Raw genomic sequence first — 17901 nt, 5'->3', positions numbered from 1 at the left:
CGAAGAGAACCCCATGAACCTGTTTGAACAATGCCTGGTCGACCTCCTGGCGGACCTGACCAATGCCGAACGCGGCGCCATTTCCCTCACCACCACCCTGGACCAGCAAGGCGTCGATTCCTTCGTCGCCCTGCGCCTGGCGCGCGCCATCCATGACCGCACCGGCATCGAGCTCGAACTCGAGACGCTGTTCGATTACCCATCGGTGCGCCAGCTGGCGCAGCACCTGCAAGCGCGCGCCGCGCAGACGGCAGGTGCCGTATGAGCGCGCTCGACCTGACCCAATCGTGGTTCCCCCTGTCCGCCGCGCAAAGCAGCCGCTGGTTCCTGTACCAGCTGGACCCGGCCACCCAGGGCACGCACAACAATGGCTTTGCGGCGCGCGTGCAGGGCGCGCTGGACCTGGATGTGCTCGACGCGTCGCTGCAGACGCTGGCCGCGCGCCATCCGATGCTGCGCAGCCGCTTCCGCCAGTCGGCCGGCACGCCGCAGCAAAGCATCGCCGGCAGCGCGCCGGTGCAGCTGATCTGCCGTGATGTCCGGGGCAGCGCAGACGCCGATCTGGCGCGGCAGGTGCAGGCCGATTGCGGCATCGCCTTCGACCTGGCGGCGCCGCCGCTGATGCGTGCGCACTGGTACGCGCAGGGCGCGCAGGATGGCGTGCTGCTGCTGGTGTTCGACCATATCGCCTGCGATGGCTGGTCTTACTGGCAGTTACTGGACGAGCTGGGCCAGCTGATGCGGGGCCAGGCCTTGCCTGCCTTGCCGCCGGAGGCCGATTACGCCGCCTATGTCGCGCAACAGCGTGCCTGGCTGGACAGCCCGGCTGCCGAAGCGCAGCGCCAGTACTGGGAGCGGAACCTGGGGGGCGAGCTGCCGGTGCTGCAGTTGCGCAGCGATGTCACCCGTTCGGGCCGCGTCAGCGGGCGCCGCGACAGCGTCGGCTTTTCGCTGCCGGCGCAGTTTGCCGCCGAACTGCATGCGCTGGCGCGCCGGAATGCCTCGACCTTGTTTACCACCATGTTGGCGGCTTACGGCCTGCTGCTGCGCACCTTGACGGGCCAGGACGATATCGTGATCGGTACGCCGATGCCCGGCCGCACCAGCCAGCAGTTCGACCAGGTCGTGGGCGACTTCGTCAATCCGGTCGCCGTGCGCATCGCGCATGAGGCGGAGCAGAGCGTGGCCCAGCTGCTGCGCAGCGTGCGCGGCGCCACCCTGCGCGCCATGGCGCAGCAGGATTTGCCGTTTGCCGACCTGGTCGAACGCCTGCAGCCGGCGCGCGAAAGCCACGAGCATCCGATTTTCCAGACGGCTTTCGTCTTCCAGAAAGCGCGCCACGCCAGCGACTTGCTGGCCTTGTGGAGCGGCGCCGACGCGGTCGCCGAGTGGGGCGGCGTGCGCCTGCAGTCCTTCCCGCTGCTGCAAAGCGGCGGCCACGCGCACTTCCCGCTGGTGCTGGAAGTGCTCGAACTGGAACAGGGCATCCGCTGCGAACTGAAGTTCGATGCGGACGTGCTGGCGCGTGCCAGCGTCGAGCGCTGGGCCGGCTACCTGGAATCGCTGCTGGCGCAGATGGCTGCCGACGATCAGCAGGCGCATGCCGCGCTGTCGCCCCTGTCCGCGGCACAACGCCAGCAATTGCTGGGCACCTTTGCCGGCGGCGCGCGCGGTTTCCCCGCCGCCCGCCCCATCCAGCAATTGTTCGAAGCCCACGCCGCCAGCAAGCCCGACGCCGTCGCCCTCGCGATGGACGGGCGTACGCTCAGCTACGCGCAATTGAATGGCCAGGCCAACCAGCTGGCGCACCGTTTGATCCAGATGGGCGTGCAGCCTGACGACAGGATCGCCCTGTGCGTCGAGCGCGGCATGGACATGGTGGCCGGCATGCTGGGCATCATGAAGGCGGGCGCCGCCTTCGTGCCGCTCGACCCGGACTATCCTGCCGAGCGGCTCGCCTACATGCTGGTCGATTGCGGCGCGCGCGCGCTGGTGAGCACGGCGCTGGCATCCGCCGCCTTGCCGCCGACCGCCTTGCCGACCCTGATGCTCGATGCGCAGGGCGGCAGCGCGCCCGATGGCAATCCCGATCCGGCGCAGCTGGGCCTCGACGCGCGGCACCTGGCCTACGTGATCTATACCTCCGGTTCGACCGGACAGCCCAAGGGCGTCATGAATCACCACGCGGGCCTGTGGAACCTCGTGCATGACCAGGTGGTGCTGTTCGGCATCACGCCGGCCAGCCGCGTGCTGCAATTTGCCTCGTGCAGCTTCGATGCCTGCATCTGGGAGATTGCCCTGACCCTCAGCGCCGGCGCCAGCCTGCACCTGGCCACGCGCGAAGCGCTGCTGCCTGGCGCGCCGCTGGTCGACGCCGTGCAGCGCGGCGCCCTGACCCATTTGTTCCTGCCGCCGGCGGCCCTGGCCGCGCTGCCGCCCGATGCCGACCTGGCGACGGTGCAGTCGCTGATCGTCGGCGGCGATGCCTGCCCGGCCGCCCTGGCGCGCCACTGGTCGGCCGGCCGGCGCTTCTTCAATGCGTATGGCCCCACCGAAGCGACGGTGTGCAGCACGGTGTATGAGTACGCGTCAGATTGTCCCGACCAGCTGCCGATCGGGCGTCCCGTCGCCAATGCGCGCATCTACATCCTCGACGGCGCCATGCAGCCGGTGCCGCCGGGCGTGGCGGGTGAAATCTACGTGGGCGGCGCCGGCGTGGCGCGTGGCTACCTGGAGCGTCCGCAGCTGAACGCCGAGCGCTTCCTCGCCGACCCCTTCGTCGCTGGCGCTCGCCTGTACCGCACCGGCGACCTGGCCTGCTGGCTCGCCGACGGCAATATCGCCTACCTGGGCCGCAATGACTTCCAGGTCAAGATCCGTGGCTTCCGCATCGAGCTGGGCGAAGTGGGCGCGCGGCTGCAGGAATGCGAAGGCGTGCGCGAGGCGCTGGTCGTGGCGCGCGAAGACGTGCCGGGCGCGAAGCGCCTGGTGGCCTATCTCGTGCCGGCTGCCGGCGCCGTGCTGGCGCCGGAACGCGTGCGCGCACAACTGGCGCAGGCCGTTCCCGCCTACATGGTGCCGGCCGCCTTCGTGGTGCTGGACGCTTTCCCGCTGATGCCGAATGGCAAGCTGGACCGCCGGGCCTTGCCGGCGCCCGATGCCGGCGCCGCCGTGGCGCGCGAGTACGAAGCGCCGCAGGGCGCGCTGGAAGGCGCCATCGCCCAGGTCTGGCAAGAGCTGCTGGGCTTGCAGCGCGTGGGCCGCCATGACCACTTCTTTGAACTGGGCGGCCATTCGCTGATGGTGCTGGAGATGATCGAACGGCTGGCGGCGCTCGGCGTGGCATGCGACGTGCGCGCGGTGTTTGGCGCCAACAGCCTGCAGGCGCTGGCCGCCGTGATTGCAGCCTCCGCCGCGCCGGCCTCCGCCGGCGTGCCGGCCAACGCGATTCCCGCCGGCTGCGAGGCGATCACGCCGCAGATGCTGCCGCTTGTGGCGCTGAGCCAGGCCGACATCGACCAGATCGTCGCCGGCGTGCCGGGCGGCGCGGCCAACGTGCAGGACATGTATCCGCTGGCGCCGCCGCAGGAAGGCATCCTGTTCCACCATCTGCTCGAGAGCGAAGGCGACGCCTATCTGCTGCGCGCCGCGTTTGCGCTCGATACGCGCGCCCGCCTGGATGCCTACCTGGCCGCGCTGCAGCAGCTGGTGGAGCGCCACGACATGCTGCGTACCAGCTTGCGCTGGGAAGGATTGGCGCAGCCGCTGCAGGTGGTGCAGCGCCATGCGCAGATGGAAACGCGTAGCGTGGAACTCGATGCGGACGGCGATTGCGAACAGCAGTTCCTGCAATTGTCCGATCCGCGCCACGTGCGCCTGGACTTGCGCACCGCGCCGCTGATGCTGGCCTATGCCGCGCAGGACCCGCGCTCCGGCGCTTGTTACCTCGCCATCCTGATCCATCACCTGGCCTGCGACCACATCACGCTCGACATCCTGCTGGCCGAAGTGCAGGCCATCCTGCGCGGCGAAGGCGGCAAGCTGCCGCCGGCCTTGCCGTACCGCGATTTCGTGGCGCGCGCCAGGGCGGTGCCGGCGGCGCTGCACGAGGCGTATTTCCGCCGCCAGCTGGGCGACGTGACCCGTCCCACCATGCCGCTGGGCCTGTCCAACGTGCAGGCCGACGGCTCGCAGGCGGCCGAGGCGCGCCATCTGCTGGGCGCCGCGCTGAGCGCGCGCGTGCGCCGTGCCGCCAGCGGCAACCGCACCACAGCCGCCGCGCTGTACCACGTGGCGTGGGCCCAGGTCCTGGCCCAGCTGTCCGGCAGCGACGACGTGGTGTTTGGCACCGTGCTGTCCGGCCGCCTGCAGGATGTCGAGGTGCAGGGCAACCCGGTCGGCATGTTCGTCAATACCCTGCCGGTGCGCGTGCAGCTGGGACGGCGCAGCGTGCGCCAGGTGCTCGACGCCACCTGGGATAGCCTGAGCAGCCTGCTCGAACATGAGCAGGCATCGCTGGCGCTGGCGCAGCGCTGCAGCGGCGTGGCGGCGAATACGCCGCTGTTTACAGCCTTGCTGAACTACCGCCACAGCGCGCCGTCGAGCATCGATGGCGCCAGCGTCGCGGCCGGCGAGGGCATGCGTTTCCTTACCGCCGAAGAGCGCACCAACTATCCGTTCACCCTGAACGTGGACGATGCGCGCGACGACTTCGTCCTGACGGCACAGTGCGTCGGCGGCATCGCGCCGCTGCAGCTGGCGCATTACACGGCCGCCGCGCTGGCGCAGCTGGTCGAGGCGCTCGAGAGCGCGCCGCTGCAGCCGCTGCGCCACGTCGGCGTGACGCCGGCCGCCATGGCCGACGTGCCGGCCGCGCCGCGCGGCCCGTCGCCGCAAGCCCTGTCGGCCCACCAGAACCGCATGTGGTTCATCGACACCTTCGAAGCTGGCAGCCTGTATCCCGCCAGCCCCGTCTACCATAATATTCCCCTGCTGCTCGCCTGGCACCGTGCGCCGGCGCCGGACGTGCTCCAAGTGGCGCTCGACGCCATCGTCGCGCGCCATGACGTGCTGCGCAGCCGCATCGGCATGGCCGGCGAAACGGTGGTCGCCAGCCTCGATCCGCAACTGTCCATCGGGCTCGAACATATCCGCTGCGAGGCGGGCGACGTGCATGCGCGCGCCATCGAGGCGAGCCAGCAGCCATTCGACTTCATCGGCGGCGCCCTGTTGCGCGCCGTGCTGGTCGAAGGCACGGACGGCAGCAGCGTGCTGGCCGTCTGCGCCCACCATGCGGTGGCCGACCGCCGTTCGATGCAGCTGATCGGACAGGAATTGCTGGAATTGTGCGCCGCCCAGGAAGAGGGCCGCGCGCCGCAGCTGCCTGCGCTGGCGCTGCAGTACGCCGACCATGCCGCGTGGCAGCGCGATTTCCTCGCGCAGCACCGCGACGAGCTGCTGTTCTACTGGCGCTACCAGCTGCGCGGCCAGTTGCAGGCGATGGAGCTGCCGCTGAACCGCCCGCGTCCGCTCGTGCATACCTTCACGGCCGCGCGCCATGCCTTCGAGCTGGCGCCCGGCCTGACGGCGCGGCTGAAGGCCGTGGCGCGCCGCCACGGCGTGAGCCATACTGCCGTGCTGCTGGCCGCGTTCAATGCCCTGCTGCGCCGCTATGCCGGACATGACGAGCTGGTGGTGGGCACCAGCGTCGCCTGCCGCAACGCGCCGGGACTGGAACACATGGTCGGCCCGCTGGCCAACCTGCTGGTGACGCGCAATGCCTGTCCTGCCGGCGCCACCCTGGCGTCGCTGCTGACGGAGGTCGAGCGCCAGCTGCGCGACGGCCTGCACAACCAGGAAATGCAGTTCGACCAGCTCGTGCTGGCGCTCAAGCCCGAGAAGGACATGAGCCGCACGGCCCTGTTCGACGTGCTGTTCCAGTTCGACGAGGCCGCGCCGCAGCAGCTGCAGGCGGGCGGGCTGTCGGCCGCGATCATCGAAACCAACCTTGGCTACGGCAAGAACGACCTGCACCTGTACCTGCATGACGCCGGCGGCCAGTGGGCGGGCAAGCTGGTGTACAACGCCGACTTCTTCGATGCCTGGCTGATGCGGCAGATGATGCGCCATTACCAGGTGCTGCTGCAGGCGCTGGCGGACAACGACGGCGCCGTCATCGACAGCGTGCCCCTGCTGGACGCGGATGAAGAGCGGCAGCAGCTGGCGACGTGGAACCAGAGCGCCGCCGCGTGGCCGCGCGAGGCCACCATCCACCAGCTGATCGAGGCACAGGTGGAGCGCACGCCGGACAGCATCGCCGTCAGCTGCGGCGAGACCCGCCTCAGCTACGGCGACCTGAACCGCCGCGCCAACCGTCTGGCGCACCAGCTGCGCGCGATGGGCGTGGGCGCCGACGCCATGGTGGCGCTGTGCCTGGGCCGCTCGGCGGACCTGCTGGTGGCGATGCTGGCCGTGCTGAAGGCGGGCGGCGCCTATGTGCCCGTCGACCCGGCCTATCCCGCCGAACGCATCGCCTATGTCATGGACGATTGCCGCGCCGTGTGCGTGATCGCCGGCGACGACGTCAGTCCGGCGCTGTTCCCGGCGGGATTGCCGGTCCTGGCGGTGGCTGCCGCGCAGGCCTTCCCGGAAGAGAACCCCGCGCCGCTGGCCGGCGCGTCGAGCCTCGCCTACGTGATCTATACCTCGGGTTCGACCGGCATGCCGAAGGGCACCATGCTCGAGCACCGCAACGTGGTGCGCCTGCTGGTCAACGACCGCCTGCAATTCAATTTCGGCGCCGCCGATGTCTGGAGCCTGTTCCATTCCTGCGCCTTCGATTTCTCCGTGTGGGAGATCTATGGCGCGCTGCTGCACGGCGGCCGCGTGGCCATCGTGCCGGAAGAAGTGCGGCGCGACCCCGCCGCCGTGCTGGCCCTGCTGGCGGCCGAAGGCGTGACGGTGCTGAACCAGACGCCGACCGCCTTCTATAACCTGATCGCCGAAGCCAAGCGTCAGCCCGGCCTGACGCTGCCGGCCCTGCGCTACGTGATCTTCGGCGGCGAGGGACTGGATCCCGTCAACCTGCAGGATTTTGCCGCCCGCTACCCGCATGTCGCCCTGGTCAACATGTACGGCATCACCGAGACGTGCGTGCACGTGACGTTCAAGCGCATCACGGCCTCCGATATCGCCTCCAATTCGAACAATATCGGCACGCCGATCCCCACCACCAGCACCCTGATCCTCGGGCCGCAGCAGCAATTGCTGCCGGTCGGCGTGGTCGGCGAAATCTATGTCGGCGGCGATGGCCTGGGACGCGGCTACCTGAACCGCGAGCAGCTGACGGCGGAACGCTTTATCGCCCATCCATGGCAGCCGGGGCAGCGCCTGTACCGCTCGGGCGACCTGGGCAAGCTGCTGGAAAACGGCGAGATGGCCCATCTGGGCCGCATCGACGAACAGGTGCAGCTGCGCGGCTTCCGCATCGAACTGGGCGAGATCGAAGTGCGCCTGGCCGCCTGCGATGGCGTGCAGGAAGCCGTCGTGATGGTGCGCGAGGATGCGCCGGGCGACAAGCGCCTGGTCGCCTACCTGATCGCGGAGCAGGGCGCCGAACCGTCGGCCGCCGCGCTGCGCCAGCAGCTGTCGGCCGTGCTGACCGACTACATGGTGCCGTCGGCATATGTGACGCTGGCGCGCTTCCCGCTGACGGCGAACGGCAAGCTCGATCGCAAGGCCTTGCCGGCGCCGGACCAGTCGGCGCTCGTGGCGCGCCAGTACGAAGCGCCGCAAGGAGCGGTGGAGTGCGCGATTGCCGCCATCTGGCAGGAGCTGCTGGGCGTCGCCCGCGTGGGCCGCAACGACCAGTTCTTCGAACTCGGCGGCCATTCCCTGACCGTCATCACCCTGATCGAGCGGCTGCGCCAGCAAGGCATGGCGCTCGACGTCAAGCATGTGTTTACCGCGCCGACCTTGTCGGCCATGGCGCAAGCCGTCGGCCGCGCGGGGCAGGGCGACGCCGCTGCGACGGTGCCGGCCAACGCGATTCCCGCCGGCTGCCAGGCCATCACGCCGGCCATGCTGCCGCTGGTGGTGCTGGAGCAGGAACACATCGACGCCCTGTGCGCCAACGTGGCGCAGGGTGCGGCGAACATCGCCGATATCTATCCGCTGACGGCGCTGCAGGACGGCATCCTGTTCCATCACCTGCTGGGCGGCGAGGGCGATGCCTACCTGCTGCGCTCGATGCTGTCGTTCGAGCAGCGCGGCACCATGGATGCGTTCCTGTCGGCCTTGCAGGAAGTGATCGACCGCCACGATATCCTGCGCAGCAGCGTGCACTGGGCAGGCTTGCCGCAGGCCGTGCAGGTGGTGCAGCGCGACGCCCAGCTGGCCGTGCACGAGATTGCCGTGGCGCCGGGCGCCGATGCGCTGGCGCAGTTGCGCGCGCAGACGGATCCGCGCGCCATGCGCATGGATTTGCGCGCCGGCCCGCTGCTGGCCGCCTACGTGGCGCACGACGCCGCGACGGGCGCCTGGCTGATGGCGCTGCAGAATCATCACCTGGTGTGCGACCACGTCACGCTGGAATTGATCATCGGCGAAATCCGCTTGATCCTGGCCGGCCAGGGCGCCGCATTGCCGGTGCCGCTGCCATACCGCAATTTCGTGGCCGAGGGACTGGCGCAGCCGGCCAGCGCGCATGAAGCCTGGTTCCGTGAACAGCTGGGCGATATCGATGAACCTACGGCGCCATTCGGCCTGCTCGACGTGCGCGGCGACGGCAGCGATGTAGCCGCCGCCGAACTGGCCTTGCCGGCCGAGCTGGCGCACGCCATCCGCGCCGCGGCGCGGGCCCACGGCGTGACGGCGGCGGTGCTGTTCCACGTGGCCATGGCGCAGGTGCTGGGCAAGTGCAGCGGCCGCGACGACGTGGTGTTCGGCACCGTGCTGTCCGGCCGCCTGCAGGGCTCCAGCGGCGCGGACCGCGTGCTGGGCATGTTCATCAACACGCTGCCGCTGCGCGTCTCGCTGGCGCAGCGCGACGTGCGGCAGGTGGTGACGGAAACCTATGCGCGCCTGTCGCAGATGCTGAGCCACGAGCAAGCTTCGCTGGCGCTGGCGCAGCGCTGCAGCGGCGTGGCCAGCCCGCTGCCGCTGTTCTCCGCCTTGCTGAATTACCGCCACGGCAATGCCCTCGACAGCGCGGACGGCAGCGCCGGCATGGGCTTGTCCGGCATCACGCTGCTGGGCAGCGAGGAGCGCACCAACTACCCGCTGACCGTCTCGATCGATGACCTGGGCGCAGGCTTTGCCATTCATGCGCTGTGCGCCGCGGGCATCGATCCGCTGCGTGTGGCGCAGTATGTGCAGCAAGCCGTGCAGGGCCTGGTGGCCGCGCTGGAGGCGGATGCGCCGGCGGCCATCGGCACGCTGCCGCTGCTGCCCGCAGCCGAACGCGCCATGCTGCTCGATGGCTTCAATGCCGGCGTGCGGCCATGCCCGCACGACCGGCTGGTGCACGAACTGTTTGCCGACCGCGCCGCTACCCAGCCGCTGGCCGTGGCGCTGCGCCACGACGGGCAGTTCATCTCGTACGGGGAATTGAATCGCCGCGCCAACCGCCTCGCGCATCATTTGATCGGGCTCGGCGTCGCTGCCGGCGACCGCGTGGCCATCTGCATCGAGCGCGGCGCCGACATGGTGGCCGGCCTGCTGGGCATCCTCAAGGCGGGCGCCGCCTATGTGCCGCTCGATCCGGCCTATCCTGCCGAGCGCCTGGCGTTCATGCTCGACGATACGGCTTGCACGGTGGTGCTCAGCCACAGCGCGCTGGCGCCGGCCCTGCCGCTGGACGGCCGCGTGCTGCTGTGCGTGGACGAGATCGATGCGCTGCTGGCGCTGCAGCCGGACAGCGATCCGGCGCCGCGCGCCACGGCCGACGACCTGGCCTACTGCATGTACACGTCCGGCTCCGCCGGCCGTCCGAAGGGCGTGGCGATTCCGCACAAGAGCATCCTCGGCTTCATGCTGGGCGTCGACTATGTCGATTACGCGGCCGATTGTGTTTCGCTGCAATATTCGTCCGCCTCGTGGGATGCGCTGACCCTGGAATTGTGGCCCGTGCTGGCCCATGGCGGCTGCGCCGTGCTGTATGCGGGCGCCAATCCGACGCCGCAGGAAATCGGCGCGGCGGTGCAGGCGCACGGCGTGAACTTGATGTGGATCACCTCGACCTTCTTCAACGCCATGGTCGACGTCGACGTGGCGCTGCTGCGCGGCGTGCGCCAGCTGATGGTGGGCGGCGAGCAGGTCTCGGCGGCGCATGTGCGCAAGCTGCAGCGCGCCTGTCCCGACATCCGCCTGGTCAATGGCTACGGTCCGTCCGAGTGCACGGTCTTCAGCAGCTGCTACGTGGTGCCGGCCGGCCTGGCCGACGACGTGGAACTGCTGCCGATCGGCCGCCCCATCGGCGACCGCCGCATTTACCTGCTCGACCGCGATGGCCAGCCCGTGCCGCTGGGCGTGGCCGGCGAGCTGCACGTGGCCGGCGACAGCGTGGCGCAGGGTTACCTGAACCTGCCGGAGCTGACGGCCGAGCGCTTCATCGCCGATCCGTTCGGCCCGGCCGGCAGCCGTTGCTACCGCAGCGGCGACCTGGCGCGCTGGCGCGCCGACGGCAACCTGGAATTCGTCGGCCGCGTCGACCAACAGGTCAAGCTGCGCGGCTTCCGCATCGAGCTGGGCGAGATCGAAGCGCGCCTGAAGCTGCTGGATGGCGTGCGCGAGGCGGTGGTGCTGGTGCGTGAAGACACGCCGGGCAACAAGCGCCTGGTGGCGTATGTGCTGGCGCAGCCGCAGGCCGTGCTGCAACCGGCGCAGCTGCGCGAACCGCTGGCTGCCCAGCTGCCGTCGTACATGGTGCCGGCCGCCTTCGTCCTGCTCGATGAGCTGCCGCGCACGTCGAACGGCAAGCTGGATCGCAAGGCGCTGCCGCAGCCCGACCAGGCTGCGCTGGCCATGCGCGAATACGAGGCGCCGCTGGACGCGGCCGAAACGGCCATGGCCGCCATCTGGCAAGACCTGCTGGGCGTGGCCCGCGTGGGACGCCAGGACCAGTTCTTCGAGCTGGGCGGCCATTCGCTGCTGGTGGTGGCGCTGATCGAGCGCGTGCGCAAGGAAGGCATGCAGCTCGACGTGCGCAGCATCTTCAGCGCGCCGACCCTGTGCGCCATGGCCGCCGCCGCCACGCGGCAGGCCGCACCGGCCTTCGTCGTGCCGCCGCCGCAGATTCCCGCCGATTGTGCCGCCATCACGCCGGAGATGCTGCCGCTGGTCGCCCTGAGCCAGGCCGAGATCGACCTGGTCGCCGCCAGCGTGCCGCAGGGCGCGGCCAATATCGCCGACATCTATCCGCTCGCTCCGCTGCAGGAAGGCATCCTGTTCCATCACCTGCTGGAGTCAGGACGCGACGCCTACCTGCTGCGTTCCGTGTTTTCCTTCGATTCGCAAACGCGCCTGGAGCGCTACCTGGAAGCGATGCAGGTGGTGATCGCGCGCCACGACATCCTGCGCAGCGCCGTGCGCTGGGAAGGCTTGCCGCAACCGGTGCAGGTGGTGTACCGCCACGCGCCGCTGCCCGTGGAAACCCTCCAGCTGGCCGCCGGCGGCGATGCGCTGGCCGAGCTGCTCGAGCGCACCGACACGCGCAAGCTGCGCCTGGACCTGCGCCGCGCGCCGCTGCTGGCCTGCCATGTGGCGGCCGATCCGGAGTCTTCGCACTGGTTCCTGGTGCTGCTCAGCCATCATATGGTGTGCGACCACGTGACCCTGGAATTCATCGTCGATGAAATCCGCGCCATCCTGGCGGCGCAGGAAAGCGGGACGCCGCCGGTCTTGCCGCCGGTGCTGCCGTACCGTAACTTCATCGCGCACACCCACGCCGTGCCGGCCAGCGCGCATGAAGCGTATTTCCGCGCCCAGCTGGCCGACATCGACGAGCCGACGGCGCCGTACGGCCTGCTCGACATCCAGGGCGACGGCGGTCCCGTCGACGAAGTGCGCGAGAACCTGTCGCCGGCGCTGGCCGCGCGCCTGCGTGCCGCCGCACGCACGCATGGCATCAATGCCGCGGTGCTGTTCCATGTCGCCGTGGCGCAGGTGCTTGGCCATTGCAGCGGCCGCGAAGAAGTGGTGTTCGGCTCCGTCCTGCTGGGCCGCCTGCAAGGTTCGGAGGGCGCCGACCGCGCCCTGGGCATGTTCATCAACACCTTGCCGCTGCGCGTCTCGCTGACGGGCCGCAGCGTGCGCGACGTCGTCCTGCAAACCTACCAGCGCATGAGCGAATTGCTGGCGCACGAGCAGGCGCCGCTGGCGCTGGCCCAGCGCGCCAGCGGCGTGGCGGCGCCGTTGCCGCTGTTTAGCGCCCTGCTGAACTACCGCCACAGCCAGGTCGCCACGGCCCACGACGGCGGCGACGATGCCGACCAGATCCTCGACGGCATGCGCGTGCTGCGCACGGAAGACTTGACCAACTATCCGCTGACCATGCGCGTCGACGACATGCCGCACGGCTTTGCCGTGACGGCGCAATGCAGCCAGGGCATCGACTCGCGTCGCATCGTGTCCTACCTGCAGACGGCCTTGCTGGGCCTGGTGGAGGCGCTGGAAAGCGCTCCCGCCACGCCGGTGGCGCAGCTGTCGGTGCTGCCGGCAGCCGAGCGCCAACTGCTGCTCGACGGGTTCAACGGTGCAGCGCTGGCGCCGCCGCCGCAGCAGTGGCTGGCGCACCAGTGGTTCGAGCACCAGGCCGCCGCCAGCCCCGATGCGCCTGCCGTCGTGTATGCGGGCGAGTCGCTCAGCTATGCTGAATTGAACCGCCGCGCCAACCAGCTCGCCCATCACCTGCTGGCGCTCGGTATCGCGCCCGACGACCGGGTCGCCATCTGCCTCGAGCGGGGCGTGGCCATGGCCGTCGCCCTGCTTGGCGTGATGAAGGCGGGCGGCGGCTATGTGCCGCTCGACCCTTCTTACCCGGCCGACCGCCTGGCCTACATGCTGGAAGACTGCGCGCCGGCCGCGCTGGTGAGCCAGTCGGCCCAGCTCGACCTGCTGCCGTGGATCGCCGCGCCGGTGGTGGCGCTGGACGAGGATGCGAAGAAAATCGCGCGCCGCCCGGCCACCAATCCGGTGCTCGAGGCCCTGCTGCCGCGGCACCTGGCGTATGTCATCTACACCTCCGGTTCGACCGGCATGCCGAAGGGCGTGATGATCGAGCACCACAACCTGATGGCGTCGACCCGGGCCCGCAGCGCCGTGTATGCGCCAGGCCAGCGTTTCCTGCTGCTGTCGTCGATCGGCTTCGACAGCTCGATCGCCGGCATCTTCGGCACGCTGGTGTCGCAAGGCACCTTGCACATCGGCAGCCAGGCCGTGGCGCAGGATCCCCAGCTGCTGGCACAGTACATCGCCGCCGAAGGCATCACCAGCCTGCTGTGCGTGCCCTCGCTGGCGCGCCTGATCCTCGACCACCTGCCGCGGCAGCATGCGCTGCAGGCGCTGATCGTGGCTGGCGAAGCCTGTCCGCCAGCGCTGCGCGCGCAGGCGGCGCGCGTGCCGGGACTGGCGCTGTACAACGAATACGGCCCGACCGAGTGCACCGTGTGGGCCAGCTACTGGCTGTGCGGCGCGGCGGACACGGGACCGGTGCCGATCGGGCGCCCGATTGCGCATACCCGCATCTACATCCTCGATGCCCACGGCCAGCCGGTCGGCCTGGGCGTGACGGGCGAGCTGCACATCGGCGGCGCCGGCGTGGCGCGCGGCTACCTGTTCCGTCCGGAACTGACGCAGGAGCGCTTCATTGCCGATCCGTTCGCCGCGCCAGCTCAAGCGGGCGCGCGCATGTACCGCACGGGCGACCTGGGACGCTGGCTGCCCGACGGCAGCATCGAGTACCTGGGCCGCAATGATTTCCAGGTGAAGATCCGCGGCTTCCGCATCGAACTCGGTGAAATCGAGGCGCGCCTGGGCGAGTGCGCCGGTGTGCGCGAAGCGGTGGTGCTGGCGCGCGACGACCAGGGCGGCGACAAGCGCCTGGTGGCCTATCTGCTGGCCGACGAGGGCGCGGCCGTGCCCGTGGCCGCGCTGCGCGAGCAGCTGGCCGCCGTGCTGCCGGCCTATATGGTGCCGTCGGCCATCGTCGTGATGCAGGCCTTCCCGCTCACGCCGAATGGCAAGCTGGATCGCAAGGCGCTGCCCGCGCCGGACCAGGAAGCGATGGCGGCGCGCCGCTATGCCGCGCCGCAGGGCGCGGTGGAAGAGGCGATCGCGCAGATCTGGCAGGACTTGCTGGGAATCGAGCGCGTCGGCCGCCACGACCACTTCTTCGAGCTGGGCGGCCATTCGCTGATGGTGGTGTCGCTGATCGAGCGCCTGCGTCCGCACGGCCATGCGGCGGACGTGCGCATGGTCTTCAACGCGCCGACCCTGGCCGAACTGGCGAGCGCGCTGGAGCAGGGTGGCGCGGCCGCCTTCGAGGCGCCGCCGAACCTGATCGCGGCCGGTTGCGACGCCATCGTGCCGGCCATGCTGCCGCTGGTGGCGCTGAGCCAGGAAGCCATCGACGGCATCGCCGCCGGCGTGCCGGACGGCATGCGCAACATCCAGGACATCTATCCGCTCGGTCCCCTGCAAGAAGGCATCCTGTTCCAGCATCTGCTGGAAAGCGAGGGCGATTCCTACCTGGCGCGGGTGGCGATCGAATTCGACAGCCGCGGCCGCCTCGATGCCTTCCTGTCGGCGCTGCAGACAGTGATCGACCGCCATGACATCCTGCGCACGGCCGTCTTCTGGGACGGCTTGCCGCAGCCCGTGCAAGTGGTGCTGCGCCATGCGCCGTTGCCGCTGGCCGAGCTGGCGCTGGACGGCGAGGGCGGTGCGCTGGCGCAGCTGCTGCAACGCGTCGATCCGCGCCACGTGCGGCTGGACCTGACGCGCGCGCCGCTGATGTCGGCCACCATCGCCGCCGATCCGCAATCGTCGAAGTGGCTGCTGGTGCTGCTCGACCATCACCTGATCTGCGACCACGTGACGATGGAATTCATCCTGGCCGAGATCCGCCTGATCCTGCAGGAGCGCCATGGCGACTTGCCGGCGGCGCTACCGTACCGCAACTTCATCGCGCTGACCCATTCCGTCAGCGAGGACGAGCATGCGGCCTGGTTCCGCGCCCAGCTGGGCGACGTGGAGGAGGCGACGGCGCCGTTTGGCCTGTTCGGTCCGGCGCACGACGAGGAGCGCATGGGCGCCTTCCAGCAGCACCTGGCGCCGGCGCTGGCAGCGCGCATGCGCGAAGCGGCGCGCCAGCACAAGACCACCCTGGCGGCGCTGTTCCATGTGGCCTGGGCGCAGGTGCTGGCCAGCCATGCGGGCAGCGACGATGTCGTCTTCGGCACGGTGCTGTCGGGCCGCCTGCAGGGTTCCAGCGGCGCCGACCAGGTGCTGGGCATGTTCATCAACACGCTGCCGATCCGCATTTCGCTCGGTGGCGGGCGCAGCGTCGCCCGAGTGCTGGACGAAGCGTACGGCCGCCTGACGGAACTGCTCAGCCATGAACAGGCGCCGCTGGCCCTGGCCCAGCGCGCCAGCGGCCTGCCTGCCGGCACGCCGCTGCTCAACGCCCTGTTCAACTACCGCCACAGCCAGCTCGTGCACAGCCCGGACGGCACGGTGGAAGCGCTGATGGAATGGGACGGCATGCGCGTGCTGGCGGCCGAGGAGCGCGGCAATTATCCGTGCGAGCTGACGGTAGACGACATGGGCGAGGGCTTCGCGCTGACCGTCCAGTGCTACCGCGAACATGGTCCCGAGCGCGTGTTCGGCTACCTGCTGCACGCCATCGGGCAACTGGTGGCGGCGCTGGAAGGCGATGCGCAGCAGCCTTTCGCGGCCCTGGACCGCCTGCCTGCCGCCGAGCGCGCGCATCTGCTGCATGGCGTCAATCCGCCGCCGCGGGTGCACACGCCGGGCATGCTGGTGCACCAGCTGTTCGAGGCGCAGGCGGCGGCGCAGCCCGACGCGCTGGCGCTCGAACATGCGGGCCAGCAGCTCAGCTACGGCGAGTTGAACCGCCGCGCCAACCGCCTCGCGCACGACTTGCTGGCCCGCGGCGTGGCGCCGGACGACCGCATCGCCGTGCACCTGCCGCGCAGCGTGGAAATGATCGTGGCGCTGCTGGCCGTGCTCAAGGCCGGTGCCGCCTATGTGCCGCTGGACCCGGCCTATCCGCCGGCGCGCCTGGCCTACATGCTGGCCGATTGCGCGCCGAAACTGGTGCTGTCCGACAGCGCGCTGGACGTGGCCGTGCCGGTGCTGCCGGCTGCCGCTCCCGTGGACGGGCGCGACGACAATCCGTCGCCGCAGACGGCCGGCCTGCTCGAACGCCACCTGGCGTATGTGATCTATACGTCGGGATCGACGGGGCAGCCGAAGGGCGTGATGGTCGAGCACCGCAACGTGGTCAACATGATCCACGCGGCGCTGCGCAACAGCCGCCTGACGCCGCGCGACCGCATGCTGCAGTTCTCGTCCGTCAGCTTCGACAGCGCCGTGGAAGAAATCTTCACGCCGCTGGCGGCCGGCGCCGCGCTGGTGCTGTGCCCCGTCGGCATGCTGGTGCCCGACCGCGCCTTCCTCGACTTCGTGCAGGACAGCGCCATCACCGTGGCGGAACTGCCGACCGCGTTCTGGCATCAGTGGGCGCGGCAGGCACGCGACCCTGGCGTGCCGCGCTGCCCGCAATTGCGGCTGGTGGTGGTGGGCGGCGAAAAGGCCGAACGGCGTCACCTGGCGACATGGATGGCGGCCGACGGCATGGCCCATTGCAGCTGGCTCAATACCTATGGCCCCACCGAGGCCACCGTGTATGTCACCGGTTCGATGTTCGATGGCGCCCAGGCGCTGCCGTCCGGCGATATCCCGATCGGGCGTCCGCTGGACAACACGGCGATCTACCTGCTCGATGGCGAAGGCCGCCTCGTGCCGCCGCAGGCCGTCGGCGAGATCTGCATCGGCGGCGCCGGCGTGGCGCGCGGCTACCTGCTGCGGCCGGACCTGACGGCGCAGCGCTTCGGCAACGATCCGTTCTCGGCGGCGCCCGGTGCGCGCCTGTACCGCACCGGCGACCTGGGACGCTGGCTGCCGGACGGCCAGCTCGAGTACCTGGGACGCAATGACTTCCAGGTGAAGGTCCGCGGCTACCGCATCGAGCTGGGCGAGGTGGAAGCGCGGCTGGCCGAGTGCGATGGCGTGCGCGAAGTGCTGGTGGTGGCGCGCGACGACGAGGCGGGCGGCGACAAGCGGCTGGTGGCGTATGTGCTGGCCTGCGACGGCGCGGCGCTGGCCGTTGCCGCGCTGCGCGAGCAGCTGTCGGCGTGCCTGCCGGCCTACATGGTGCCGGGCGCCTTCGTCGAACTCGATGCCTTCCCGCTCACGCCGAACGGCAAGATCGACCGCCAGGCGCTGCCGGCGCCCGGTGCGCAGGCCGTCGTCAAGCGCGACTGGGAAGCGCCGATCGGCGAGGTGGAAGGCGCGCTGGCCGGCATCTGGCAGCAGTTGCTGGGCATCGAGCGCATCGGGCGCCAGGACCATTTCTTCGAACTGGGCGGCCATTCGCTGCTGGCGATGCGCCTGTTGGTGCGCATCCGCGAAGAGTTTGGCGTCGAGGTGCCGCTGGCCAGGGTGTTCCAGACGCCGACCATCGCCTTCCTGGGCGAACTGGTGGCGCAGGAGCAGATGGCGCGCTTCGCATCGGATGACATCGCCAGGGCGGGCGCCGGCATCGACGACTTGACGGAGGAGCAGCTGCTGGCATTGCTGGCGCAAGAAGATCAATAGGAC

2 protein-coding genes are annotated in these 17901 nt (G+C 70.0%); both read left to right on the top strand.

The window, feature by feature from the left end; translation table 11 throughout:
• Positions 1 to 13 precede the first annotated feature (13 nt).
• Complete coding sequence (locus YQ44_RS19370; protein WP_071324774.1) at positions 14 to 265, top strand: acyl carrier protein; 252 nt, start codon at positions 14 to 16, stop codon at positions 263 to 265.
• Positions 262 to 17898 carry a non-ribosomal peptide synthetase gene (locus YQ44_RS19365; RefSeq protein WP_071324773.1) on the top strand — a complete coding sequence of 5879 codons (17637 nt, stop codon included), beginning with the start codon at positions 262 to 264 and terminating at the stop codon, positions 17896 to 17898. Before YQ44_RS19370 ends, YQ44_RS19365 begins: the two co-directional genes overlap by 4 nt.
• The last annotated feature ends 3 nt before the right edge of the window (positions 17899 to 17901 follow it).

Source organism: Janthinobacterium sp. 1_2014MBL_MicDiv, assembly GCF_001865675.1.
Lineage (GTDB): Bacteria > Pseudomonadota > Gammaproteobacteria > Burkholderiales > Burkholderiaceae_D > Janthinobacterium.
This window is presented reverse-complemented; position numbering and strand designations above follow the sequence as displayed.

Excerpts from the sequence above, each read along its gene's own strand:
- YQ44_RS19370 (WP_071324774.1), top strand. The coding sequence starts at position 14 with ATGAACCTGTTTGAACAATGCCTGGTCGACCTCCTGGCGGACCTGACC.
- YQ44_RS19365 (WP_071324773.1), top strand. The coding sequence starts at position 262 with ATGAGCGCGCTCGACCTGACCCAATCGTGGTTCCCCCTGTCCGCCGCG.